Genomic DNA, 22796 nt, shown 5'->3' on the forward strand with positions numbered 1-22796 from the left:
CGACCGCCCGGATGGACCAGCGCGAAGCCGGGCCGGGTTTATTCAGGCCTTGGTGTCATGGACCAAATAAAAACTGGTGTCAAAGTGTATAGTTTAGAACGATTTCAAGTTCATCGTCGCTTTTGACGGATCGCAAGGCTTCACGCCTTGCGGCCCATCGCGCAGAAGAAGAAACCGTCCGTATCGGTCGAGGCCGGGGTCAACGTCACGGTCTTGCCGTCGCGTGAACGGGGCTGCGGTTTTCCGCTGCCGAAGAGGTTCTGCCAGGTGTCCGACGCCGAGAGGATTTCGAAGTCGGGATTGGCCTTGCAGAAGCCGTGGACCTGTTCTTCGTTTTCCTGCGGCAGGATCGAACAGGTGACATAGAGCAGGAAGCCGCCGGGGCGCACGAAGGTGCTGGCATTGGCAAGCGCTTCCTGCTGCTGGCTGATACGCTCTTCCAGGTTCTTTTCGGTGAGGCGCCATTTGGTGTCCGGGCGGCGTCGCCAGGTGCCGGTGCCGGTGCAGGGCGCATCGACCAGCACGCGGTCGAAGCGGCCCGTCATCGGCGCAAGGCTCGAAAGCGCCTCATGGACCTGCACATTGCGGGTGCCGGCGCGCTTCAGGCGCTCGATGATCGGGGCGAGGCGCTTGCGGTCGGTGTCGTAGGCGTGCACCTGGCCCTTGTTGTTCATCGCGGCCGCCATGGCGAGCGTCTTGCCGCCGCCGCCCGCGCAGAAATCGAGCACCTGCTCGCCCTCCTGCGGGAAGACGAGGTCGGCAACGATCTGCGAGCCTTCATCCTGCACCTCGAACCAGCCCTTCTGGAAGGCGAGGTCGGCGGTGACGTTGGGCAGGCGCGACGGACCTTCGCCGGCGGGGATGCGGACGCCCTGGCGGGCGATCGTCGAGGCGACGGCGCTGTTGCGCTCCAGCGCCTTCAGCACCTTGTCGCGGCTGGCCTTCAGCGTGTTGGCACGCAGGTCCAGCGTCGGCCGGTCGGCCAGCGCCTTGGCTTCCGCCAGCCAGTCGTCCGAAAAATTTGCCTCGAAGGCCGGCTGGATCCAGTCCGGGATGTCGCCCTGCACATGCGGGGCGGCATCGTCGAGATTACGGGCGTGGAATGCGGCGAGCCTGTCTTCCGATGGGGGCTCCGGCGCGAACCGGTCGCCGTCGAATTCAGCGGCGAGCGCCTCGGGCGAAAGGCCCCATTGGCGCAAGAGCACGGCGTAACCGAGGGCGGTCGGGCTGTCGTCGTCCATCAGGAAGGCGTGCGACAGTTTCATGCGCAGCGCGTCATAGACGATGTTGCCGATCGCGGCGCGGTCGCCGGAGCCGGCGAACCGATGGGCGAGGCCCCAATCCTTGAGCGCATCGGCGACCGGGCGCCGCCGCGTCTCGATATCCGAGAGAACCTCGATGGCTCCCGAGAGCCGCCCACCCAATCGCATCCGTTTACTCCGTTTTGCGTCGTGGTAGCGGCGGAACGCGCCGAGAGCAAGCCGGCGCGGTCAGAATAGAGGCTGGATCAGCCGATGACCTCATAACAGATCTTGGCGTGGCCGGCGCCGATCATGCCGATGTTGGACGCTGCAGCCTTGGAAAGGTCGAGCACACGGCCACGGATGAACGGGCCACGATCGTTGATGCGCACCACGACACTGCGGCCGTTGTTGGAATTGGTGACCTTCAGCTTGGTGCCGAAGCGCAGGCTGCGATGGGCGGCCGTCATGAGGTTGGGGTTCATGCGCTCACCGGAAGCGGTGCGGGAGTGCAGCGCATACCAGGAGGCGCGGCCACAACCGGCTGCCTGGGCATCGGAGAAGGAAACGAAGGAAGAGGAAGCGACGACGAGAGAAGCGAGCGCGAGGCTGGAGAATTTTGACAGCATGTATCGTGTGACCCTTACGGCGAGTTGCGGAAATCCCCTGTGATTGATCGCCCTATGAGGAAGCAAAAATGGCAAAAACGTGCCTCAACCGGCCACACTTGCTGTCGAAGTGCTGCCGGATATACAGTCCATCGCCCGCGATGGATTTTTAATCTTCGTTAACGAGGCCGGAAAGAGTCTTGCGAATCAGTCACTAAACTCATTCGACTTGTCACTTGGAATAGTCGTGCAACATTTCCGCAAATTTTCGGAAAAAACTTTCAATATTAGCAGTTGCTGCGCAGGAATTCGGCGGCAAAAATCGGGCAGATAAATTTATGGTTGTGCAAAATCGCAAAAACCGTCTCTTCCGGCCGCACTCCACTAGCCCCGCCAGCGCCCGGAAGCCTTGAGCTCGGCGAGCGATTGACGGTAGTTCGGGAAGCGGAATTCGAAGCCGGCAGCATGTAGCTTGGCGTTCGAGACGCGCTTGTTCTCCCCGTAGAAAGACCGCGCCATGGGAGAAAGTTCCGCCGTTTCGAAGGGAATATCGGGCGGGGTCGGCAGGCCCATCAGGCGGGCGGCCTCCGCCACCACGTCCTGTGGCGGGCCGGGCTCGTCGTCGGTGATGTTCCAGAGGCCGCCGAGACGGTTCTCCGACAGGAACAGCGAGGAGCCGCCGATATCCTCGACGCGGATGCGGTTGAACACCTGATCCTTCTTGATGAGACGGCGGGCGCTGCCCTCTTCCACGTTGCGCAACGCATTGCGGCCGGGTCCGTAGATGCCGGCAAGGCGCAGCACGGCGACGGGGATACCCGAGGCCGCGCCAAAGGCCAGCCAATGGTTCTCCGCTTCCACACGCTCGACGGAGCGGGCGGAGACCGGGTTCAGCACCGTCTCCTCATCCACCCAGGCGCCCTTGTGATCGCCATAGACGCCGACGGTGGAGAGATAACCGGCCCATTCGAGCTTCGGCATCAGGGTGGAAAGGGCCGGGCTTCCGGCACGAAACAGCGGATCGCCATCCTTGCCGGGCGCGATGGACTGCACGACATGCGTTGCGCGCGCCATGTCGGCGGCGAGATCGGAGGAAATCGCGCTGCCGTCAAACACGATGGGTGCGATGCCGAGGGCGCGCAGGCTTTCGGCCTTCTCCACGGAGCGCGTGGTGCCCGAAACGGTAAAGCCCCCCGCCTTGAAAACCTCGCCGATGGCCTTGCCGGAAAAACCGGCACCGAGGATCAGGAGGTGTTTCGTCATGGGGTGGCCCTCGCTCTCTTATATTCCGCGCGTACATCCTCGTCCGCGTCGTCAGTCCTTCCTGCCGCAAATCTTGCGAATTCGGAAGCGTCCATCAGCCGGGAAAGCGCCCACGCGGCCATGCCGCGCACCACGGGGGATGCATCATCGGCAAGCCGGATGCACTGCGCGATCAGGCCGCGGTCTCCGGAATTGCCGGCGGCGATCAGGACGTTGCGCACGAAGCGGTCGCGGCCGATGCGCTTGACCGGCGAGCCGGAGAAATGGGCGCGGAAGCCGGGATCGTCGAAGGTCAGGAGATCGCCGAGCGCGGGCGCCTTCAAGTCGTCGCGGGCGACGAGCTTCATTTCCGAGGCGCTGGCGGCGAATTTGTTCCACGGGCAGGCGGCGAGGCAATCGTCGCAGCCATAGATGCGGTTGCCGATCTTTTCGCGGATGGCAGGGTCGATCGTGCCCTTGTGCTCGATGGTCAGATAGGAGATGCAGCGGCGCGCATCGATCTTGTAGGGCGCGGGGAAGGCGCCGGTCGGACAGGCATCGAGGCAGGCGCGGCAGGAGCCGCAATGGTCGCGCTCCGGCTCGTCCTTATAGAGGTCGGCGGTGGTGAAAAGGCTACCGAGGAAGAGCCAGGAGCCGTGCGTGCGGCTGACCAGGTTGGTGTGCTTGCCCTGCCACCCAAGCCCAGCGGCGGCGGCGAGCGGCTTTTCCATGACGGGCGCGGTATCGACGAAGACCTTGACATCCGCCCCGCCGCGCGCGGCAAAGCGGGTGGCGATCTCCTTCAGCCTGCCCTTGATGATGTCGTGATAGTCGCGGTTCTGCGCATAGACGGAGATCGCTGCCCGGTCCGGCTTTTCCAGCACGGCGCGCGGGTCGTGCTCGGGACCGTAGTTCATGGCGAAGACGACGATGGAGCGCACCTCGCTCCACAGCACGCGCGGATCGGCGCGGCGGGCCTCCGTCTCGGCCATCCAGTCCATCGTGCCGTGATAGCCATTGGAGAGGAAATCGGCGAGGCGGGCAGGGGCCTGCGGGATAGAATCGGGACCGGTGATACGACAGAGATCGAACCCCTTGTCGGCCGCCTCCGCCTTGATGAAATCGGTCAGGCGGCGCCGGATCTTTTCGTCGCCCGACATGGCCGCGTCCTCAGAAGTCGAGGTCCGCATAGTGCGAGACCGGGGTGACGCCGCGCACGCGCTCCGCCAGCAGCGGGCGGAAGGACGGGCGCGACTTCAGCCGCTGATACCAGTCCTTGGCCTGCGGCGCGTCCGCCCAGTTGATCTCGCCCATATAGTCGAGCACCGAAAGACAGGCCGCGGCGGCAAGGTCGGCATAGCTCAAGCGGTCACCAGCGAGATAGGTGCGCGAACCGGCAAGCCAGGAGAGATACTTCATGTGCTGGCGGATATTGGCGCGCGAATTGCGCAGGATCTTGCTGTCCGGCGGGCCGCCGCCCTGGTCGGACGTCATCTGCAGCTTGAAGATCCGCTCGCGCACCAAGGGGCGCGTCACGTCCTGCTCCATCTTCTGCAGGAACCATTCCGTCAGGCGGCGGATTTCGGCGCGCTGGAAGGGATCCTCCGCCAGAAGACGGCGGTCACGCTTCAAAACGCCGTGCGTCTCGTCGAGATATTCCGAGATGATGCTGGCGCCGCAGAGCGCGCGCATGCTGTCATCGACATAGACGGGCAGCGTGCCGGCCGGGTTCAGCGCCAGGAAATCGCGCCGGTTTTCCCAGGGCTGCTCCTCGGCAAGCTCCGTCTGGAAGCCGTATTCCGACAGGATGAGCCGGACGAAGCGGGAGGCGGCGGACATCGGGTGATGATAGAGTGTGGGCATTCGGGCTGCTTTGCTGATCTTGCGGAAGGAGCTTTGCCGGGCCTGTCGCTTCGTTGGGAGCTGATTTGGTCGCGGCTGATTTGACGAACCTATAGAAATTTGGTGGTACAAACACAAGCGAATCGGGCTTTTTGCCGTACGCCTGCTTCGTATCATGCCTTCCTTTCCCAATTCCCAAGGAACCTTCATGGCAGACCAGTCTATCGTCAGCGCCCTCATTCTCGGTCTTATCGAGGGCCTGACCGAATTCATCCCGGTGTCTTCCACCGCCCATGTCGTGCTGGCGCAGCATTTCCTCGGCTTCAAGTCACCGGGCAACGCCTTCGCCGTCCTGATCCAGCTCGGGGCCATCCTCGCCATTCTCTCGGTGTATTTCTCCAAGCTCCTGGGTATCGCGCTCTCGCTGCCGTCGAGCCCGCAATCGCGCCGCTTCGTGCTGTCCATCCTGCTTGCGTTCCTGCCGGCGGCCGTCATCGGCGCGCTCGCGCATGACTTCATCAAGACGGTGCTGTTCGAAACGCCGATGCTGATCTGTATCGTCCTGATCGTCGGCGGCGTCATTCTCTATGTGGTGGACCGCCTGCCGCTGAAGCCCCGCTATACGGATGTCATGCAGTATCCGCCGTCGCTCGCCTTCAAGATCGGCCTCTGCCAGTGCCTGGCCATGATCCCCGGCACCTCGCGCTCGGGCGCAACGATCGCCGGCGCCCTGCTGATGGGCACCGACAAGCGGTCTGCTGCGGAATTCTCGTTCTTCCTGGCGATGCCCACCATGGTCGGCGCCTTCGCGCTCGATCTCTACAAGAACCGCGATGCGCTCTCGTCGGATGACCTCGTCGTCATCGGCGTCGGTTTCATCGCCGCCTTCGTGGCGGGCCTCTTCGTCGTGCGCTCGCTGCTCGACTTCGTGTCGCGCCGCGGCTTCACGCTGTTCGCCATCTGGCGCATCGTCGTGGGCACGCTGGGCCTGATCGCCCTTCTGATCTGGGGTTGAAGGACCGGCTTCGGCCGGTCTCTTCAGGCTGGCCGAAGCTTACTTGACCGAAGCGGTCGTGCACGGATCGACGCCGTACGCCGGCGAGCAGCCGTGCTTGCTGGCGGACACCGTCGAGGGCGCGGCAAAGGATCCGGCCACGATGATCAGAGCCGAAAATCCGAAGAAGATTGCAATTGCCTTGCCCATGGGCGGATAAGCCTCTCGAAGTCCTGAAAAACGTCGCTCTCTGCCTTGCGTGCAGGACGCGACGGGGGCGGTGTTATTCGCTGGCCCGACGACAAGCAATAACGCGACATGTTGAATCGTGCGTAAATGCCGCAACGCTTTTTTTAACCGCTGCATAAGTGCAACAGCTGGCTCAAAGCCCTTTCGAAAAAACGAAACGGCCGCCGCGGGAAAAGCCCTGCGGCGGCCGTTTTCATATCCGGAAAAGCGGCTCAGGCGGTCTTATCGACCTTCGTGAACTGGCCCTGCACCCGGTAGCGCACGAGATAGCTCGGCAGGATCGCCTCTGCGAGAACCGGCTCGATACCCATGGCATCCAGCGTGCGGCCTTCTTTGCGGGCAGCGTCGGAAACGATGTTGTCGGCGCGCAGCAGCGTCACCTGATCGGATGTGAGCGGCGGTTGGACGAAGGGAATGAGCGAGGCGACGGAGCCGATCAGCGAGGCGATGCCGAAGGGCAGCGGGACGAGCGGGTTCTTACGGTCGACGACGCGCAGCATCAGCTCGAGACACTGGCGGAAGCTCAGGACCTCGGGGCCGCCGAGTTCGTAGGTGCGGCCGGGTTCAATAACGCCATCCACCGAGCGGGCGACCGCTTCGGCAACGTCGGCGACATAGACCGGCTGGAATTTCGTATGGCCGCCGCCGATCAGCGGCAAAGCCGGTGCATAACGCGCCATGGTGGCGAACTTGTTGAAGAAGCCGTCCTCCGGGCCGAACACGATGGAGGGGCGCAGGATCACGGCATCCGGCACGGTGCGCAGCACGGCCGCTTCGCCGCGCGCCTTGGTACGGGCATAGCTGGAGCCGGAGTTTTCATCCGCGCCGATGGCCGAGATATGCGTGAGCTTCGCGCCGACACTGCGGGCGGCTTCCGCCACGGCGCGGGCGCCAAAATCCTGCACGGCATCGAAGGTGTTGCGGCCGGTCTCGAACAGCACGCCGACGCAGTTGATGACATGGTCGGAGCCTTCGACGGCACGGTCGACCGACTGGCGGTAGCGCAGGTTCGCCTGGACGAAGGAGATCTGGCCGACGCCGCCGATCGGCTGCAGGAAGCCGGCGAGATCGGGACGACGCACGGCGACGCGGATGCGGTAGCCGCGGCGCGCCAAGGCGCGCACCACATGACGTCCGACGAAGCCCGAGCCGCCGAAGACGGTGACGAGCGGCGGAAGGTTGGACAAGGTCATATGGCTGCTCCTGAAGAACATTGTCGGTAGGTAGCGCCTACATAGCCCAAACAACCGGCAAGGTGAAGCGCGGCGAAGCGTCTCTTTTGCCGGTTTTGCGCGGCTTCTGCGCGTGGAGGTCAGAGACCCTCGACGACCACCATTTCCGCGTCGGCCACTTCCTGGCGGATGGCGGCGGCGATCTGGTATTCCGGCGAGTTGTAACAGTCGACGGCGGCCTGCAGGGAGGGGAACTCGATGATCACGTTGCGGGCGCGCACGCGGCCTTCCAGCTGCGCATAGGCGCCGCCGCGGGCGACGAAGTTCGCGCCGTATTTCTCGAAGGCCGGCTTGGCGGCGGCGACATAATCCTTGTAGCGCTCGGGGTCACGCACATCGACCTGTGCAATCCAGTAGCCCTTGGGCATGTCTCACTTCCTCTCTGTTATGCTTGCAGCGCGCCGTCCATCTCGGCAAGGATCGCTTTCGTCGCAGCGAGCGGGTCGTCGGCCTTGACGATGGGGCGGGCGACGACGAGGTGGCTGGAGCCGGCCTTCAGCGCATCGGCCGGCGTCATCACGCGCTTCTGGTCGCCGAGCTCGGCGCCCGCCGGGCGGATGCCGGGGGTCACGATCGCCATGTCGGCACCGACGATTTTCCGCACGGCCTTGGCTTCCTCGGCGGAGCAGACGACGCCGCCCATGCCGGCGATGCGCGCCTGTTCGGCGCGGCGCAGAACGAGCGTGTGCGGATCGTATTCATAGCCGGCGTCGATGACGTCCTTGGCATCCATGGAGGTGAGCACGGTCACGCCGAGCAGGCAGAGGTCGGAGCCCTTGGCAGCGGAGACGGCGGCGGCCATGGCCTTCGGATAGGCGTGCAGGGTGAGCATGGACATACCCATCTTGACGATGTTCTCGACGCCCTTCGCCACCGTGTTGTCGATGTCGAGCAACTTCATGTCGAGGAAGACCTTCTTGCCGTCCTTGGCGAGGTCGCGGGCGAATTCAAGGCCGCCGGCAAAGACCAGCTGGTAGCCGATCTTGTAGAAGAGGGCTGTGTCACCCAATGTCCTGACCACCTTTTCCGCCTCCGCGATGGTCGGTACATCGAGGCCAACGATCAGGCGGTCGCGCGCGGACATGGTCAAAACCCTTTCCAAGATTCCATTGCCGTCCAGTCGCATGTGACGGCGCGGTCTGCAAGACGGAACGCAAAAAGATTGCCGCCGCCGGCCGGCTGGTCGCCGTCGCGGGCAATCGGCTTACCCATGAGATGACATTTCAGCAGCGTGCCGACACCGCCATGGCCGACGAAGGCGATGGGTGTTTCGGGATCATGGCCGGCCAGCAGCCGCTCGACCGCGCCAACAATGCGCGCCTGCGCATCCACCGCCCGCTCCCAGCCTTTGAAGCTTTCCTGCGAGTGCGCGAAAAACCAGTTGGCGGCGTCTTCGAAGGCATCGGGCGGCAGGAAGCCGGTGGCGGAGCGATCGCTCTCGCCCATGGCGTGATCGGTTTCGACCGAAAGCCTTCCGGCAGAGAGGATATCGGCAGTTTCGATTGCCTTGCGTTCTGCGCTTGCCACGAAGCGGGCGATTTCCTTCGCCCAGTCCGCAGACGCGGCAAGCGACGCCCGTTCTCGGCCGCGTTCGGAAAGCCCCCAGTCGGGCACCGGCACGGCCGGGTCGATCTGGACCTGCGGATGGGTAATGTAGAGCGCGTACATGGCCGCACCTCAATGGGTGCGGCGATAGGTCCACAGCTGCGCCGGCGGGATGTTGCGCACGACGAAATCGTAATGGCTGATCTGGTAGCGGTCCGGCATGGCGACGACGGGCGAGAGCGGCCCATAGGAAATCTGCATCACGGGCCGGCCGACGGGAATGCGCGACAGGAGATCCTCGATCATCGACACGCGCATATGCATCGGGAAATTCAGGAGCGGCACGGCGGAGACGACGCTGTCGAAGGTCGTGTCGCGCAGTTCGCCGAGCGTTTTATCGAGATCGAAGGCATCGCCGTTGATGAAATTGACGCCGTCGAAGCGGGCGACGAGGTGGTTGTAGAAATCCGTCGAGAATTCGATGGAGGTCAGTTTTTCCGGGGCCAGGCCGGTTTCCAGGATCGCCTTGGTGATCACGCCCGTGCCGGGACCGAGTTCCAGAACGGGAAGGCCGGACTTGGGGTTTACGACGCTCGCCATGCGGCGCGCGGTGATCGAGGAGGTGGGGATGATCGAGCCGACGGCCCGCGTATTGCTCATCCAGCCCTTGAAGAAGCGGATTTCGTCGCCGAACTTCCTGCCGAGCCGTTCCTTGACCTTCACGCGCAACGTCATGCCATCCCCCTTCATGGTGTATTTCCTGGCCGGCAGCGGGATTCATTCCCATCCGCGTCGTCGGCCATGGCGAATATGTGACGCGGTTTGCGTCAAAAACAAGTCTAATTGCGCCGCCGCATTCAAGTTTCCCCGACATGCGAAAGCGTCTGCTTACAAAAGAACCCGCCGGCGGCCGGCGGGTTCCAGAACGGTTTCCCAATGCCGCGCGGTATCCTAGACGCGCATCGGCATGAGCACGTAGAGCGCGTCGTCGCCGGCAAGGTCGCGAACCAGCGTCGGCGAGCCCGGATCGGCGAGCATGAAGACCGCTTCGGAGCCCGAAAGCTGCGACGTGATGTCGAGCAGGTATTTCGCGTTGAAGCCGATTTCCAAGGGGTCGTTGTCGTAGCCGACAGCCAGTTCTTCCGTCGCACTGCCCGAGTCCGGATTGTTGACCGTCAGCGTCAGCTGGCCGTCACCAAGCGCCAGCTTCACGGCGCGGCCGCGCTCGGAGGAAATGGTGGAGACGCGGTCGACGGCCTGTGCGAAGGACTGGCAGTCGATCTTCAGTTCCTTGTCATTGTTGGTCGGGATCACGCGCTGGTAATCCGGGAAGGTGCCGTCGATCAGCTTGGAGGTCAGCACGATCGAGCCGATCGTGAAGCGGATTTTTGCGTCGGAGACTTCGACCGTCACCGTCAGGTCGGGATTGTCGACCAGCTTCTGCAATTCGCCGACCGTCTTGCGCGGAATGATGATGCCCGGCATGCCCTCGGAGCCCGAGGGGGCCTCGACATCGGCGCGGGCGAGGCGGTGGCCGTCGGTGGCGACGGCGCGCAGCTTCAGCTGGCCGGCGCTTTCGATCGTGTGGATGAAGATGCCGTTGAGATAGTAGCGGGTCTCTTCGGTGGAGATCGCAAACTGCGTGCGATCGATCAGCATCTTGAGGTCCGTCGCCTTGAGGCGGAACGTGTGCGAGAAGCTGCCGGCGGTGAGATCGGGGAAATCCGACTGCGGCAGGCATTGCAGCGAGAATTTCGAGCGGCCGGAGGCGACCGTCATGGAGGCCCCGTCGGCGCTGGTGGCGAGCAGCACTTCCGACCCGTCGGAAAGTTTGCGCACGATGTCGTAAAGCAGATGGGCGGGAACGGTCGTGGCGCCGGCTTGCTCGACCTGGGCGGGCGTCGCCTCGGTGATTTCAAGATCGAGGTCGGTCGCCTTCATGTCCAGGCTCGCGCCGTCGGAGCGCAGCAGCACGTTCGAGAGGATCGGGATCGTGTTGCGCCGCTCGACCACGCGGTGAACGTGGTTCAACGACTTCAGAAGATTGGACCGCTCGAGAGTAATGCGCATGAACTGTACCGCTTTCGACCGCTGGCACGCCGGAAACCGGCGCGGCATTGCCTTGAAACTCCGGCGAGGCCGGAAAGATGGGACGGGCAAAATGGCAGAATTTCCCGCCCGATTGCAAGTGCTAACGGCGCCGGACGCGCGATAGTCAACCGTCGTCTCTTGCGAGGGCATTGGTGCTCGCCCATAAGGGGTGACGAAGTGCGGCCGTTCACCCGGCCGGAAAGGGAATGGCAATGCGGGACGAAACGGTGGCAGGCGGCACGGGCGAGGGCGGCAAGACATTCCGCCTGCACAATGCCGTCATCCCCGCCCGGCCGCTGGAGCCGGCGCTCTATCTCGTCGCCACCCCCATCGGCAATCTCGCCGACATCACGCTTCGTGCATTGGAAACGCTGGCCGGTGCCGATGTGCTGGCCTGCGAGGACACCCGCGTCACCCGCGTTCTGCTCGATCGCTACGGCATCGTCAACCGGCCCTATGCCTATCACGAGCACAATGCCGACGAAGCGGGGCCGCGCCTGATTGCGGCGCTCGAGGCCGGAAAATCCGTGGCGCTGGTGTCCGATGCCGGCACCCCGCTCGTCTCCGATCCCGGCTATCGCCTCGCGCTGCTTGCCATCGCTGCCGGCCACCGTGTCGTGCCGATCCCCGGCGCCTCCGCGCCGCTGGCCGCGCTCGTCGGTTCGGGTCTGCCGAACGATGCCTTCTTCTTCGCCGGCTTCCTGCCGACCAAGGACAAGGCAAAGCGCGACCGCCTCGCCGAACTGGCAAATGTGCCCGCAACGCTGCTGTTCTTCGAATCGCCGCATCGCATTGCCGCGACCGTTGCCGCCGCCGCCGACGTGCTGGGCGAGGGGCGGGCGGCCTGCGTCAGCCGTGAGCTGACGAAAACCTTCGAGGAATTCCGCCGCGGCACGCTCGGCGAACTCGCCGCCCACTATGGCGACGGCCACACCGTGAAGGGCGAGATCGTCTTCGTCATCGGCCCGCCCGGCGAGGCGGCCGCGCCCGAAGCCGAGGATGTCGACCGCCTGCTCTCAGCGCTGGTGAAGGACATGTCCGCGGGCAAGGCGGCGACGGAGGCTGCGCGCCAGACGGGCCTGCCGCGCCGCGACCTCTACCAGCGTCTTATCGATCTCAAGGGTGGCGATGCGGAATAAGGCGACGGACCCCAACCGGCTGAAAGCCTTCCGCCGGGGCCACGTCTCCGAATATTTCGCCGCGCTCTATCTTCTCGCCAAAGGTTACCGTATCCGCGCGATCCGCTACCGCACGAAACTCGGCGAGATCGACATCATCGCGCGGCGCGGCGATCTCGTCGTCTGCGTCGAGGTCAAGGCGCGGCGCGATGTCGACAGCGCCGTCTTCGCCGTCACCGGAACCGCCCAGCATCGTATCCGTGCGGCGAGCGACATCTGGCTCTCCCGCCAGCCGGACGCCCATCGCCTCTCCTTGCGATATGATATCGTTGCGGTCTTGCCGTGGCGACTTCCAAAACACTTTGTGGATGCGTTTTGAGCAAAAGGAAAATGTAACGAAACTGACATGAAAGCGTAACGCGCCTGTCACGGTCGCTGCTTAGGCACGCATCACACCAAGTCCGGTGAAGAGGAGCTCCCATGTTCAAGCCGCTTTCCCTCGCAGGTTTCGCACTCGCCATGTCCGCCACGGCATCGATGGCCGCCACCAACATCACCTGGTGGCACGGCATGGCCGGCCGCAATGGCGAAGTCATCAACGAAGTCGCTAAGAAGTTCAACGAGGCCCAGTCGGCCTGCGCGATCACGCCGGTTTCCAAGGGCACCTATGAAGAGGCGCTCGCTTCCGGCATCGCCGCCTTCCGCGCCGGCGAACAGCCGAACATCCTGCAGGTCTTCGACGCCGGTGCGGCGACGATCATCAACGCGCCGGGCGCCGTCATTCCGGCCGAAGACCTGATCACCCAGGCCGGCTACAAATTCGACCGAGAAGCCTTCATCGAAGGCGTGCGCTACTTCTACGCCGCCCCTGACGGTAAGTTCGTCGGCATGCCGTTCAACTCCTCGGCGCCGATCATGTATGTCAACACCGAAGCCCTCGAAAAGGCCGGCGTCGAGGCACCGAAGACCTGGGAAGACTTCGAGAAGATCGCCCCGAAGCTCAAGGAAGCCGGCTACCTGCCGCTCGTCCAGTCGCAGCTGACCTGGCAGTTCACCGAAAACTTCTTCTCGCGCCACAACATCCCGTTCGCGACGAACAACAACGGTTACGACTCGGTGGTCGATACGAAGATCAACATGACGGACCCGAACCTCGTCATGATGTTCACCAAGCTCAAGGCCTGGGCTGACGAAGGCTATTTCGGCTATTACGGCGCCGGCTGGAACGACAACCAGAAGCTCTTCGAAGACGGCAAGGCCGCCTTCTGGATCGGTTCCTCGGGCTCGTTCGGCGGCCTCCAGAAGACCGCACAGAAGCCGTTTTCCGCAACCTTCCTGCCCTATTGGCAGAGCGTGAAGGGTGCCGGCACCAACACCTTCATCGGCGGCGCTGCCCTCTTCGCAATGTCCGGCAAGCCGGACGCCGAAAACAAGTGCACGGCCGATTTCTTCCAGTTCCTGACCTCGCCGGAAGTGCAGAAGTTCTATCACGAAGCCACCGGCTACGTGGCCATCACCAAGGCGGCCTATGAGCTTGCCAAGTCCGAAGGCTACTACAAGGAAAAGCCGGCAGCCGAAGTCGGTATCCAGCAGCTGATGCTGCCGTCGGGCGACTGGTCGAAGGGCTACCGCCTCGGCTTCTATCCGCAGATCCGTGAAATCATGGAGCGCGAATACGGCCGCATCTTCGCCGGCGAAACCTCCGTCGAGGATGCCCTGAAGACCATCGAGACCGAAGCGAACGACCTGCTCGCCCGCTTCGCCAAGACCGCCGGCTGATCCGTCGCCTACCTTGAAATCCGTGCCGGGGGCTCAGCGCTCCCGGCACGCCGCTATGAAGGTGGCCTCATGAAGCGCGTGCAATTCTCCTCGCCTTTTCTGCCCTATCTCTTTATCGCGCCGCAGATGGCGATCATCTTCGTCTTCTTCTACTGGCCGTCCGTGCAGGCGATCCAGTCGTCCTTCTATCTGGAAGACCCCTTCGGCTTCGGCGCGACCTTCGTCGGCCTTTCCAATTATTCCGATGCGCTGGGTTCTGTGCAGTACCAGTCGATTGCCCGCTTTACGGTGGTCTTCACCGCGCTCGTCACCTTCCTGTCGCTCGGCATCGGCATGCTGCTCGCCGTCAAGGCCGATGCGGTGCTGAAGGGCAGTCCCACCTACAAGACGCTGCTGATCTGGGTCTATGCCATCGCCCCGCCGGTCGCCGGCCTGATGGGCATGATGTTCTTCGACCAGCATATCGGCCCGCTGGTGAAGTTCGCCGCGCTGTTCGGCTGGGACATGAAGGTCGGCCTGAACTATTACGACACCGCCTTCGCGATGATCGCCGTCTCGGTCTGGAAGCAGATCCCGTACAATTTCATCTTCATCCTCTCGGGCCTCCAGAGCATTCCCGTCTCGGTGCGCGAAGCCGCCGCCATCGATTGCCGCTCGGATGTCCGCCGCTTCTGGACGATGACGCTGCCGCTGCTTGCGCCCACCGCCTTCTTCCTGCTCATCATCAACATGACCTACGCGCTGTTCGACACGTTCGGCGTCATCGACGTGATGGTGAAGGACAAGGCCGCCAACAACCCGATCACGCTGGTTTACAAGGTCTATATGGACGGCTTCCGCGGCAACGATCTCGGCGGCTCCTCGGCCCAGTCCGTCATCCTGATGATCGTCGTCTTCGTGCTCACCATCTTCCAGTTCCGCTTCATCGAGCGGCGCGTGCACTACAATTGAGAGGGCGAGACCCATGACCCGCATCCGCCTTTTCGATCATCTCGTGCTTATGCTCGGCGTCTTCATCATGGTGGCGCCCGTCGTGGTCGCCTTCATGACCTCGACCCACGAGGCCGCCGACATCCATCGCAACGGCCTGTCGCTGACCTGGGGCGGCCATTTCACCGAGACCTACGACAAGGTTCTGACCCGCAAGGGCGGCTTTACCGGCGAGATCACCGGTGCGCGCATGATCTGGAATTCGCTGATCCTCGGCATCGGCTTCGCCGCCGGCAAGATCGTGCTGTCGATGCTCGCCGCCTATGCCATCGTCTATTTCCGCTTCCGGCTCGGCACGCTGTTCTTCTGGATGATCTTCACGACGCTGCTCCTGCCGCTCGAAGTGCGCATCGTTCCCTCCTACGAGGTGATGAACAAGCTTGCGCTCACCAACACCTATACCGGCCTCATCGTGCCGCTTCTGGCGTCCGCCACGGGCGCCTTCTTCTTCCGCCAGTTCTTCAAATCCGTGCCGGAGGAACTGCTGGAAGCCGCCCGCATCGACGGGGCGGGGCCGGTGAAATTCTTCATCGACATCCTGGTGCCGCTCTCGCGCACCATGATCGCGGCGATCTTCATCATCATGTTCGTCTATGGCTGGAACCAGTATCTCTGGCCGACGCTGATGACGACCGACGAGCGCTTCTTCACGCTGGTGCGTGGCATCAAGCAGATCCTGCTCGTCTGGGTCGGCTCCAACATTCCCGATTACAACGAAGCCTTTGCGCTAGCGATCCTCGCCATGCTGCCGCCGGTCATGATCGTGCTGATCTTCCAGCGGTGGTTCATCAAGGGCCTCACCGAAAGCGACAAGTAAGGAGACAGTCCGATGGCATCGATCGGCATTCGTGACGTATCCAAGATCTACAATGGCGGCGTGACCGCGGTCAGCGCCGTCGATATCGACATCGCCGATGGCGAGTTCATCGTGCTCGTCGGCCCCTCCGGCTGCGGAAAGTCGACGCTGCTGCGCATGGTCGCCGGGCTGGAGACGATCAGCCGGGGGGAGGTGACGATCGGCGGCCGCACCGTCAACGATGTCGATCCGGCCGACCGCGACATCGCCATGGTTTTCCAGAACTATGCGCTCTACCCGCATATGACCGTCTACGAAAACCTCGCCTACGGCCTGAAGAACCGCCGCACGCCGAAGGCCGAGATCGACGCGCGCGTGACGGAAGCCGCCCGCATGCTCGAACTCCAGCCCTATCTGGAGCGCAAGCCGCGTGCGCTCTCGGGCGGCCAGCGCCAGCGCGTCACCATGGGCCGCGCCATCGTCAGAAAACCCTCGGCCTTCCTGTTCGACGAGCCGCTGTCGAACCTCGACGCAAAACTGCGCGTCTCCATGCGCGGTGAGATCAAGCGCCTGCAGCGCCGCGTCGGCACGACCTCGATCTACGTCACCCATGACCAGCTCGAAGCCATGACGCTTGCCGATCGGCTCGTCGTGCTCTCGGCCGGCAGGATCGAGCAGATCGGTCGTCCGCTCGAAGTCTATCACCGCCCGGCGACGACCTTCGTCGCGAGCTTCATCGGCTCGCCGGCCATGAACCTCGTGAGCGGCGAGCTGCATGGCAGCAGGCTGGCGCTCGGCCCCGCCCTCATCGATCTCGGCACAACGGTGCCGACGCAGGGCGCCGTCACCGTCGGCCTGCGCGCCGAGGACCTGCGCCTGCACGAAGGCACCGAGGGCGGCCTGCCGTTCCGCATCGATTATGTCGAGGAACTCGGTTCCCAGCGCCTCGTGCATGGCATGGTCGGCGATCAGGTCATGGTCGCAGCCCTCTCGTCCGAAATCCCGTTGCCCGAAACGGCGTCGCTCTCGATTGCCCCATCGCGGCTGCATTTCTTTGATACTGCCAGCGGCCAGCGCATCGACTGGTCGGGCGAGGCTGTGGGGCCGGGTGCCGTGGCCGCTCTCCCGGAGGCCGTCGCATGATGATCCGCACCACCGTCGACCGGCTTGCCGCACCGAGCCAGGAGGATCGCGCCGCGATCGCCACGCTGGAAAAATCCATCGCCGCTCATGATGACCGCATGGCCGAACTCGCCTGCATGAATGCGGTGGAAGCGGGCGGCCGCGCCGAACGCGCCGAGCCGCTGCCGTTCCCCTTCACCGTAGCCGCCTGGAACCTCGAACGCTGCCTCTTCCCCAAACCGAGCGCCGAGCATTTGGGAATGACAGGCGCCGAGATCGTGCTGCTGTCGGAAATGGACGACGGCATGGCCCGCACCCGCCAGACAAACACCACGGCCGAACTCGCCGATGCACTCGGCATGGCCTATCTTTACGGCGTCGAATTCATCGAGCTCGGCCTCGGCTCCGAGACCGAACTGGAATTCTGCAAGGACGATTTCAACAGCCGCGGCTTGCATGGCAACGGCCTCCTCTCCACCGTGCCGCTGCACCGGCCCTTCCTGCTGCGCCTTGAAGGCGAACGCCTGTGGTTCATGGGCGCGGTCGACCAGCCCAGGCTCGGCGAGCGCATGGCGATCGGCGCCGTCATCAACACCGAAGCCGGCTCGCTTGTGCTGGTCTCCACCCATCTGGAAAGCGCCACCACCGCCGCCTATCGCGAACGGCAGGTGGTCGGCCTGATTGATGCGCTCGACGCCGCCTTCCCCGGCCTGCCCGTCCTCATCGGCGGTGATCTCAACACCGGCAACCATGCCGGCGGTGATTTCGAAGCCGAGGGTCTTTTCGCCCGCGCCGCCGAGCGTGGTTTCACCCGCCACGGCGGCCCGCTGGATGTCATGACGACGCGTCCGAGCCTCATTACCCGCTGGCCGGAGCGTGCCATGAAGCTCGACTGGTTCCTGTCGCGCGGTCTTGCCGTCTCCGCGACGGCGATCGTTTCGTCGCTCTCGCCTGCCGGCCGCCCGCTCTCCGACCACGACCTGATCACCTGCCGGATCGACGGCTTCTCCTGAAAGATGACCGATGCTTAAAATGCGACGGATTGTTTGAACGGCGCCGTTACCGGTTTCGCGTAAGGCTTCCTCCTAAGATGTAAGGGGGATGAAATGGTCCTGAAACTGATGCTTCTCACCATGGTCGGTGCCGCCATGCGCTCGCGCACCTTCGAAGAGAAGGCGCCGCGTCCGCTGATCGCCGCCGCGCTCGATAATCTCGAAATGGTACCGAAGCCGATCGAGCCGTCGTGGGTACTCGCCGGCAATCCGCAGGCGCGGCTCTCGCTGCATTCGCGCGCCTATGACGACCAAGCCACCACGGCGATCTGGGATTGCACGGCCGGCACCTTCCGCTGGTATTTCGGCTGGGACGAAACGGTAATGATCCTCGAAGGCGAGGTCCACATCACCGCCGAAGACGGCAGCCAGCGCACGCTGAAGGCCGGCGACATCGCCTATTTCCCCGGCAAGAGCTGGGCGACGTGGCACATCGATACCTATGTGCGCAAGATCGCCTTCTGCCGCAAGGAATTCCCCGCGCCCGTCAATCTGGCGCTGAAGCTGCGCGACCGCCTGCGCGGCACTCAATCCTCCGGCGGCCTCGCGGCCTGATCCCGCAGATACGGAATTCATCGACGGGCGTCGCGTGAAAGCGCGGCGCCCGTTGTCGTTGAGCCCGTTGCCATTGCGCGTGGCGCATCCTACATGTGTCGGGCATTCCTGAGGGGACTTTCATGGCTAAGATCAAGAACGTCGCGGTCCAGATGGACCACGTGTCGACCATCAACATCGCGGGCGATTCCACCTTCGCCATGAGCCTCGAGGCACAAAGCCGCGGCTACAAGCTCTTTCATTATACGCCGGATCGCCTGAGCCTGCGCGACGGCACGGTCTATGCCTCCGTCGAGCCGATGGAGCTGCGCGACGTCAAGGGCGATCACTACACGCTGGGTGCGCCCGAGCGCGTCGATCTCTCGACGATGGACGTGGTGCTGCTGCGCCAGGATCCGCCCTTCGACATGTCCTACATCACCTCCACGCATCTTCTGGAGCGCATTCATCCCAAGACCCTCGTCGTCAACGATCCGGCCTGGGTGCGCAATTCGCCGGAAAAGATCTTCGTCACCGAATTCGCCGATCTGATGCCGAAGACGTTGATCACCCGCGATCCCGCTGAAATCCGCCGCTTCCGCGACGAGATGGGCGACATGATCCTGAAGCCGCTCTACGGCAATGGCGGTGCCGGCGTCTTCCATTCCACCAAGGACGACCGCAACCTTTCCTCGCTTCTGGAAATGTTCGGCCAGATGTTCCGCGAGCCCTTTATCGCCCAGCAATACCTGCCTGACGTCCGCAAGGGCGACAAGCGCATCCTGCTGGTCGACGGCGATCCGGTCGGCGCGATCAACCGCGTGCCGGCCGAACACGATGCCCGCTCCAACATGCATGCCGGTGGCCGCCCGGAGCCGACGGAGCTGACGGCGCGCGAAAAGGAGATTTGCGCTCGCATCGGCCCGGCACTCCGCGAACGCGGCTTCCTGCTCGTCGGCATCGACGTCATCGGCGACTACATGACCGAGATCAACGTGACCTCGCCGACCGGCCTGCGCGAGGTGAAGAAATTCGGCGGCGCCGACATCGCAGCCCTGCTGTGGGACGCGATCGAACGCAAGCGCTGACGCCGTTTCCGGCCTTGCCGGGGCGTTCCGTTCGCGAACGTCCCGGCTTCGTTCCGCAAATACAACCCGATGCAACCGGCGCGCGGAAAATCGTGCGGCGAGTTCTATAATTGTTCTTGTTTCATTCCATGTTTCATGCCAGATTTGCAGCTGCAACCCAAGGGCGGGTGAGCGGACTGTTTTCGGCATAAAAGTGTTGCGGCATCATCGTGCTTTGAGCGCGTCGCCGCAGGACAGGCGGGGCGATCATGGTGGCACGCGTTGGTACGATTGCGTTTCAAGGCATCGAGGGCGTGCCTGTCGATGTGCAGGTCATGGTGGCGCCCGGCAAGATGGGCATGCAGATCGTCGGTCTGGCCGACAAGGCCGTAGCGGAAAGCCGCGAGCGGGTGCAGGCCGCTCTTCACGCCTCCGGCCTTTCGCTGCCGCCCAAGCGCGTGACAGTCAATCTCGCACCGGCAGACCTGCCCAAGGAAGGATCCCGGAAGCCACATTGGCGATCATATTCGTGGTAAATCGACAAAACTTTACAACACGTTATCGTCACTGTTTTTACGAATATGGATATTGGTAACCGAGCGCGGGAGATGCCCGAGGCTGGTCGAACCGCGGATGTCCATAGACCCGCATCCCGATACCGCAATCAGCCTCTTGTGTCGGTGAGCTTCGTAGCGTTCGAACCTGCTGATCGATGCCATCTGCGATACAATCCGTAACGGTGCCTGCAGGATCGCCGTCAGGGCTGTTTTTGCAAATCTGTCGTCGTCTGCAGTCGCGGGCCCTCGGCTTGCCTGCCTAGCGCGATGGCGTACTGTATGCTTCCACCATCATCAGGTCGCTGCGCGGCCGGCAACTAACCGACGGCGAGTTGGCACTGTCTCTCGACGCCGGCTGGGAGCATTTGCGCATCCTGCCGATTGGCGACGTCGCAATCGCTAACCGCGACGTTGCCGTACAGTCGATCAGGAAAGTCTTCCTCAGCCAAATCTCGAGCGGTGCAACTTGCCCTCAGCGCCCCATCGCGAAACACAAGTACATCTCGTCGATCAAAAATTTACCGATCGACAAATTGACTCTGTTTGTATAAGAGAATCAATAATTCTCACAACCAGGCAGAGGATAATGCATTGTCACACTTCGTAGAGTCTTGAATTATTCTGAAGATAAAAGTCTTGTTGTTCAATTGATAGTCGAAAAGTCGCTTAAAAGCAAGACTTCAACTTAATAATTATTTCTGAAAATCAAGACGCCAGATCGCTATTTATTCAGACTGGTGGGGAGCCGTCGTTGATTGAAATTGAAGACTTCGGGATCACCGAATATAGCTTCTCGATAAGCGGGCATCGCAAGCGCTATAATTTGACCACAGTGCTGCATCTGTTCGGTGAAAAGTTTTGTAGAGGCTTAGAAGCGGCATGGCGCAGGGCCGCCACCTTTAAGGCCGGTGATACGGCGCACGGGTACTTCAAGAAGCTCCGTCTTCTCCTGCAGGGTCTTGGGGCAGCAGGATCGCTAGGAAAGGACGAGGTCGCCACGCGGGTATTTCAAACCCTTCAGGGCGGCAGGACGCCGACACAAAAAGACTGGCAACACGTCACTAACGAGTTTCTTCGTGTGATGGGCGATGTCGACGACCGATCGCTCACCATCTCCACGAAACGCAAGGTACGTGACAAGTATGTCGAGGCCGCCCGCAGTGCGCTCAATTGGCTGGTCGATGCAGGGTTTCTCCCCGCCGTTCAGATGAGGCAGAGAACAGCGTCAAAATTCAGTACTGAATCCGGTACGGACTCGCTCGCGAGCCTTCTCTACAAAGCGGGACGGCTTGACCTCACAAACAAAACCGAACTCGAAGCTTCGAATGAGTTCATCGCAACGAACGCAAAGGCCCTGGCGGAGCTACGCAGTTGCTACGTTGCAGAATTCCTATCCGAATATGAGAACTTTCAGAGTGGTCAGGTATTCCTGGGCGAGCAGTATAAGATGTCTATCGATAAGTTTGAAGAAATAATATTGCGCAGACCCGGCGACCGGATTGGAAATCCGATATTTGGCGTCGAAATCGGCCTAAGTGACGGCGATTTATTCTCAGTTATCATCAGATATTACAAAGATGTATATCACAATAGTCGTGATATTGTGTTTGGCTTGAAAAAATTTCAAAAGCTCGTCGCGTGGGCGGGCGGTCACGCACACCTCCAATCCTTCATTGAAGCCACGACCAAAGCGCTCAATGCCGCATTTCATATTGTCTTGATCGACACGGGATTGAATGCGCAGCCGACAAAGGACCTCGGGGAGGACCCATACGTCGGGACTTCTAGGCGTGGAAGGCGACAGATCGCCACGATTGCCGAAAAGAAGAACCGAGCCGGCGGCAAGGAGGTTAAGGGGCGATTGCGTGAAGACGAAGTCGGCGAAGTCTCCGTAAAAGTAAAGGGTGAGGTTTCCGGTTTCCGCGTCATCGAGATGTTTAGGGAAATGTCCAAACCGATGAGGCCTGTAGACGGCCCATTGGCCGAAAGGCTGTGGATATACAGGCGTCCAGGTGAATACACCGTGAGGCACAACTTAGGTCAGATCGACAGAGACTGGCACTATGGTTTTTTGGATCGCCATAAAGACAATGCCCTGTTCGGAGGTTTGAGTGTCACGAAAAGGGTTATTCGTCGAAGCTTCATGAACGCCAAACGGGCCGATGGTTCCTTCGATGTGAACTTGGCTATGGCGATCGCGGGGCAATCGACACCCGAGATGGCGTATCACTATCTCGACTTGCAGGGTGTCAAAGCCATCCTGCAGGAGATGATCCGGAAATTCCTCAACGCTTGGGAGGCGGTATCGGCCTCTTCGCTTGACGACGCCGCAGCAAAAATCGGTGTCGATCCATCAGACTTCGAAAGAAGAAAGGAGCTTGGGCTAAAGAACGGGCTTCATTTTGCGCTTTTTGGGGATCGAAGTAAATCGAAGAAAGACACGAAGATAGAAGAGGAAGCGCTTCTGTCCAATTCTGCTCGGAGATTTACCGTACGGGAAAATACAATGCGGGATTTATGTTTGGCAAAGGTCGCCATGTACAAGCAGATGGAGAAGATTTTGTATCTGAACCCGAAGCGGTTCATCCGAAAATGGATACCTTTCCTCGGTATTGTGGAAGGATACATTATTAAGATCAAAGAAAGTAGGTTCGCTTCCCAATTCGCTATTGTCCAATCGGATGTCGAGGGGCGGATAGCTTCCGGCGACATTGCTGTCCCGGTTATTTGGTGAGGC

At 62.1% G+C, this 22796-nt stretch carries 23 protein-coding genes and 1 pseudogene; 13 read left to right on the plus strand and 11 right to left on the minus strand.

Annotation, left to right across the window (positions count from 1 at the left end):
- Positions 1-140 precede the first annotated feature (140 nt).
- The 5 genes from AC27VQ_RS03755 to AC27VQ_RS03775 form a co-directional block, all read right to left on the minus strand.
- Entirely contained in the window at positions 141-1430 is a 1290-nt protein-coding gene (locus AC27VQ_RS03755) for an RsmB/NOP family class I SAM-dependent RNA methyltransferase (RefSeq protein WP_488715283.1), read from the minus strand.
- A 77-nt stretch (positions 1431-1507) separates the two neighbouring features.
- Complete coding sequence (locus AC27VQ_RS03760) at positions 1508-1870, minus strand: septal ring lytic transglycosylase RlpA family protein (RefSeq protein ID WP_421592163.1); 363 nt, start codon at positions 1868-1870, stop codon at positions 1508-1510.
- Between the two features lie 363 nt (positions 1871-2233).
- On the minus strand, positions 2234-3112 hold the full coding sequence (locus AC27VQ_RS03765) for an SDR family oxidoreductase (protein WP_488715284.1): 879 nt from the start codon (positions 3110-3112) through the stop codon (positions 2234-2236).
- Complete coding sequence (queG, locus tag AC27VQ_RS03770; RefSeq protein WP_488715285.1) at positions 3109-4251, minus strand: tRNA epoxyqueuosine(34) reductase QueG; 1143 nt, start codon at positions 4249-4251, stop codon at positions 3109-3111. The genes AC27VQ_RS03765 and queG overlap by 4 nt, the downstream gene beginning before the upstream one ends.
- 10 nt (positions 4252-4261) lie before the next feature.
- Complete coding sequence (locus tag AC27VQ_RS03775; RefSeq protein WP_257949497.1) at positions 4262-4954, minus strand: glutathione S-transferase family protein; 693 nt, start codon at positions 4952-4954, stop codon at positions 4262-4264.
- Positions 4955-5141: 187 nt separating this feature from the next.
- On the opposite strand from AC27VQ_RS03775, the gene AC27VQ_RS03780 reads away from it, so the two are divergent.
- Together AC27VQ_RS03780 and AC27VQ_RS03785 are read left to right on the plus strand one after the other, a co-directional pair.
- On the plus strand, positions 5142-5948 hold the full coding sequence (locus AC27VQ_RS03780) for an undecaprenyl-diphosphate phosphatase (protein WP_488715286.1): 807 nt from the start codon (positions 5142-5144) through the stop codon (positions 5946-5948).
- Between the two features lie 43 nt (positions 5949-5991).
- On the plus strand, positions 5992-6147 hold the full coding sequence (locus AC27VQ_RS03785; protein WP_488715575.1) for a hypothetical protein: 156 nt from the start codon (positions 5992-5994) through the stop codon (positions 6145-6147).
- 241 nt (positions 6148-6388) lie between these two features.
- On the opposite strand, the gene AC27VQ_RS03790 is transcribed toward AC27VQ_RS03785, so the two are convergent.
- The 6 genes from AC27VQ_RS03790 to dnaN all read right to left on the minus strand — a co-directional run bounded on the left by AC27VQ_RS03790 (position 6389) and on the right by dnaN (position 11023).
- Positions 6389-7369, minus strand: a complete 981-nt coding sequence (locus tag AC27VQ_RS03790) for a complex I NDUFA9 subunit family protein (protein WP_488715287.1) — start codon at positions 7367-7369, stop codon at positions 6389-6391.
- Between the two features lie 119 nt (positions 7370-7488).
- Positions 7489-7776, minus strand: a complete 288-nt coding sequence (locus AC27VQ_RS03795; protein ID WP_226920884.1) for a DUF1330 domain-containing protein — start codon at positions 7774-7776, stop codon at positions 7489-7491.
- Positions 7777-7793: 17 nt separating this feature from the next.
- A complete protein-coding gene (gene pyrF / locus AC27VQ_RS03800; protein WP_421592168.1) occupies positions 7794-8492 on the minus strand; it encodes an orotidine-5'-phosphate decarboxylase in 699 nt (232 codons plus the stop codon).
- Between the two features lie 2 nt (positions 8493-8494).
- Entirely contained in the window at positions 8495-9076 is a 582-nt protein-coding gene (locus AC27VQ_RS03805) for a histidine phosphatase family protein (RefSeq protein WP_488715288.1), read from the minus strand.
- A gap of 9 nt (positions 9077-9085) precedes the next feature.
- Positions 9086-9688: a phospholipid N-methyltransferase PmtA gene (gene pmtA, locus AC27VQ_RS03810; protein ID WP_313530235.1), complete on the minus strand. Its 603-nt coding sequence runs from the start codon at positions 9686-9688 to the stop codon at positions 9086-9088.
- Between the two features lie 216 nt (positions 9689-9904).
- Positions 9905-11023: a DNA polymerase III subunit beta gene (gene dnaN, locus AC27VQ_RS03815; protein ID WP_313530238.1), complete on the minus strand. Its 1119-nt coding sequence runs from the start codon at positions 11021-11023 to the stop codon at positions 9905-9907.
- A gap of 227 nt (positions 11024-11250) precedes the next feature.
- Between dnaN and rsmI the strand changes: the two genes are divergently transcribed.
- The 11 genes and pseudogenes from rsmI to AC27VQ_RS03870 all read left to right on the plus strand — a co-directional run bounded on the left by rsmI (position 11251) and on the right by AC27VQ_RS03870 (position 22793).
- A complete protein-coding gene (gene rsmI, locus AC27VQ_RS03820; protein WP_488715289.1) occupies positions 11251-12183 on the plus strand; it encodes a 16S rRNA (cytidine(1402)-2'-O)-methyltransferase in 933 nt (310 codons plus the stop codon).
- Positions 12173-12541 (plus strand): YraN family protein, encoded by a 369-nt coding sequence (locus AC27VQ_RS03825; RefSeq protein ID WP_488715290.1) that lies wholly within the window; start codon positions 12173-12175, stop codon positions 12539-12541. The genes rsmI and AC27VQ_RS03825 overlap by 11 nt, the downstream gene beginning before the upstream one ends.
- A gap of 101 nt (positions 12542-12642) precedes the next feature.
- Positions 12643-13941, plus strand: a complete 1299-nt coding sequence (locus tag AC27VQ_RS03830; RefSeq protein ID WP_488715291.1) for an extracellular solute-binding protein — start codon at positions 12643-12645, stop codon at positions 13939-13941.
- Between the two features lie 69 nt (positions 13942-14010).
- A complete protein-coding gene (locus tag AC27VQ_RS03835; RefSeq protein WP_488715292.1) occupies positions 14011-14892 on the plus strand; it encodes an ABC transporter permease subunit in 882 nt (293 codons plus the stop codon).
- 13 nt (positions 14893-14905) lie between these two features.
- A complete protein-coding gene (gene ugpE / locus AC27VQ_RS03840; RefSeq protein WP_488715293.1) occupies positions 14906-15748 on the plus strand; it encodes a sn-glycerol-3-phosphate ABC transporter permease UgpE in 843 nt (280 codons plus the stop codon).
- Positions 15749-15760: 12 nt separating this feature from the next.
- Positions 15761-16870, plus strand: coding sequence for an ABC transporter ATP-binding protein (locus AC27VQ_RS03845; protein WP_488715294.1), 1110 nt, complete (start codon positions 15761-15763; stop codon positions 16868-16870).
- Positions 16870-17862 carry an endonuclease/exonuclease/phosphatase family protein gene (locus tag AC27VQ_RS03850; protein ID WP_488715561.1) on the plus strand — a complete coding sequence of 331 codons (993 nt, stop codon included), beginning with the start codon at positions 16870-16872 and terminating at the stop codon, positions 17860-17862. The genes AC27VQ_RS03845 and AC27VQ_RS03850 overlap by 1 nt, the downstream gene beginning before the upstream one ends.
- 93 nt (positions 17863-17955) lie before the next feature.
- Positions 17956-18456, plus strand: a complete 501-nt coding sequence (locus AC27VQ_RS03855) for a cupin domain-containing protein (protein ID WP_488715295.1) — start codon at positions 17956-17958, stop codon at positions 18454-18456.
- Positions 18457-18578: 122 nt separating this feature from the next.
- Positions 18579-19523, plus strand: coding sequence for a glutathione synthase (gene gshB, locus AC27VQ_RS03860; RefSeq protein ID WP_313531976.1), 945 nt, complete (start codon positions 18579-18581; stop codon positions 19521-19523).
- Positions 19524-19771: 248 nt separating this feature from the next.
- Positions 19772-20005, plus strand: a pseudogene (locus tag AC27VQ_RS03865) (magnesium chelatase domain-containing protein); the annotation flags it as partial.
- An 805-nt stretch (positions 20006-20810) separates the two neighbouring features.
- The gene (locus tag AC27VQ_RS03870; protein WP_488715296.1) at positions 20811-22793 is read left to right on the plus strand and encodes a hypothetical protein; all 1983 of its coding nucleotides are present in this window, start codon (positions 20811-20813) and stop codon (positions 22791-22793) included.
- Positions 22794-22796: the final 3 nt, after the last annotated feature.

It is taken from the genome of Shinella sp. 20P9.1.1, from assembly GCF_057798995.1.

Coding starts and splice junctions, on each gene's coding strand:
- AC27VQ_RS03755 (WP_488715283.1), bottom strand. CDS start 1,430: ATGCGATTGGGTGGGCGGCTCTCGGGAGCCATCGAGGTTCTCTCGGAT.
- AC27VQ_RS03760 (WP_421592163.1), bottom strand. CDS start 1,870: ATGCTGTCAAAATTCTCCAGCCTCGCGCTCGCTTCTCTCGTCGTCGCT.
- AC27VQ_RS03765 (WP_488715284.1), bottom strand. CDS start 3,112: ATGACGAAACACCTCCTGATCCTCGGTGCCGGTTTTTCCGGCAAGGCC.
- queG (WP_488715285.1), bottom strand. CDS start 4,251: ATGTCGGGCGACGAAAAGATCCGGCGCCGCCTGACCGATTTCATCAAG.
- AC27VQ_RS03775 (WP_257949497.1), bottom strand. CDS start 4,954: ATGCCCACACTCTATCATCACCCGATGTCCGCCGCCTCCCGCTTCGTC.
- AC27VQ_RS03780 (WP_488715286.1), top strand. CDS start 5,142: ATGGCAGACCAGTCTATCGTCAGCGCCCTCATTCTCGGTCTTATCGAG.
- AC27VQ_RS03790 (WP_488715287.1), bottom strand. CDS start 7,369: ATGACCTTGTCCAACCTTCCGCCGCTCGTCACCGTCTTCGGCGGCTCG.
- AC27VQ_RS03795 (WP_226920884.1), bottom strand. CDS start 7,776: ATGCCCAAGGGCTACTGGATTGCACAGGTCGATGTGCGTGACCCCGAG.
- pyrF (WP_421592168.1), bottom strand. CDS start 8,492: ATGTCCGCGCGCGACCGCCTGATCGTTGGCCTCGATGTACCGACCATC.
- AC27VQ_RS03805 (WP_488715288.1), bottom strand. CDS start 9,076: ATGTACGCGCTCTACATTACCCATCCGCAGGTCCAGATCGACCCGGCC.
- pmtA (WP_313530235.1), bottom strand. CDS start 9,688: ATGACGTTGCGCGTGAAGGTCAAGGAACGGCTCGGCAGGAAGTTCGGC.
- dnaN (WP_313530238.1), bottom strand. CDS start 11,023: ATGCGCATTACTCTCGAGCGGTCCAATCTTCTGAAGTCGTTGAACCAC.
- rsmI (WP_488715289.1), top strand. CDS start 11,251: ATGGCAATGCGGGACGAAACGGTGGCAGGCGGCACGGGCGAGGGCGGC.
- AC27VQ_RS03825 (WP_488715290.1), top strand. CDS start 12,173: ATGCGGAATAAGGCGACGGACCCCAACCGGCTGAAAGCCTTCCGCCGG.
- AC27VQ_RS03830 (WP_488715291.1), top strand. CDS start 12,643: ATGTTCAAGCCGCTTTCCCTCGCAGGTTTCGCACTCGCCATGTCCGCC.
- AC27VQ_RS03835 (WP_488715292.1), top strand. CDS start 14,011: ATGAAGCGCGTGCAATTCTCCTCGCCTTTTCTGCCCTATCTCTTTATC.
- ugpE (WP_488715293.1), top strand. CDS start 14,906: ATGACCCGCATCCGCCTTTTCGATCATCTCGTGCTTATGCTCGGCGTC.
- AC27VQ_RS03845 (WP_488715294.1), top strand. CDS start 15,761: ATGGCATCGATCGGCATTCGTGACGTATCCAAGATCTACAATGGCGGC.
- AC27VQ_RS03850 (WP_488715561.1), top strand. CDS start 16,870: ATGATCCGCACCACCGTCGACCGGCTTGCCGCACCGAGCCAGGAGGAT.
- AC27VQ_RS03855 (WP_488715295.1), top strand. CDS start 17,956: ATGGTCCTGAAACTGATGCTTCTCACCATGGTCGGTGCCGCCATGCGC.
- gshB (WP_313531976.1), top strand. CDS start 18,579: ATGGCTAAGATCAAGAACGTCGCGGTCCAGATGGACCACGTGTCGACC.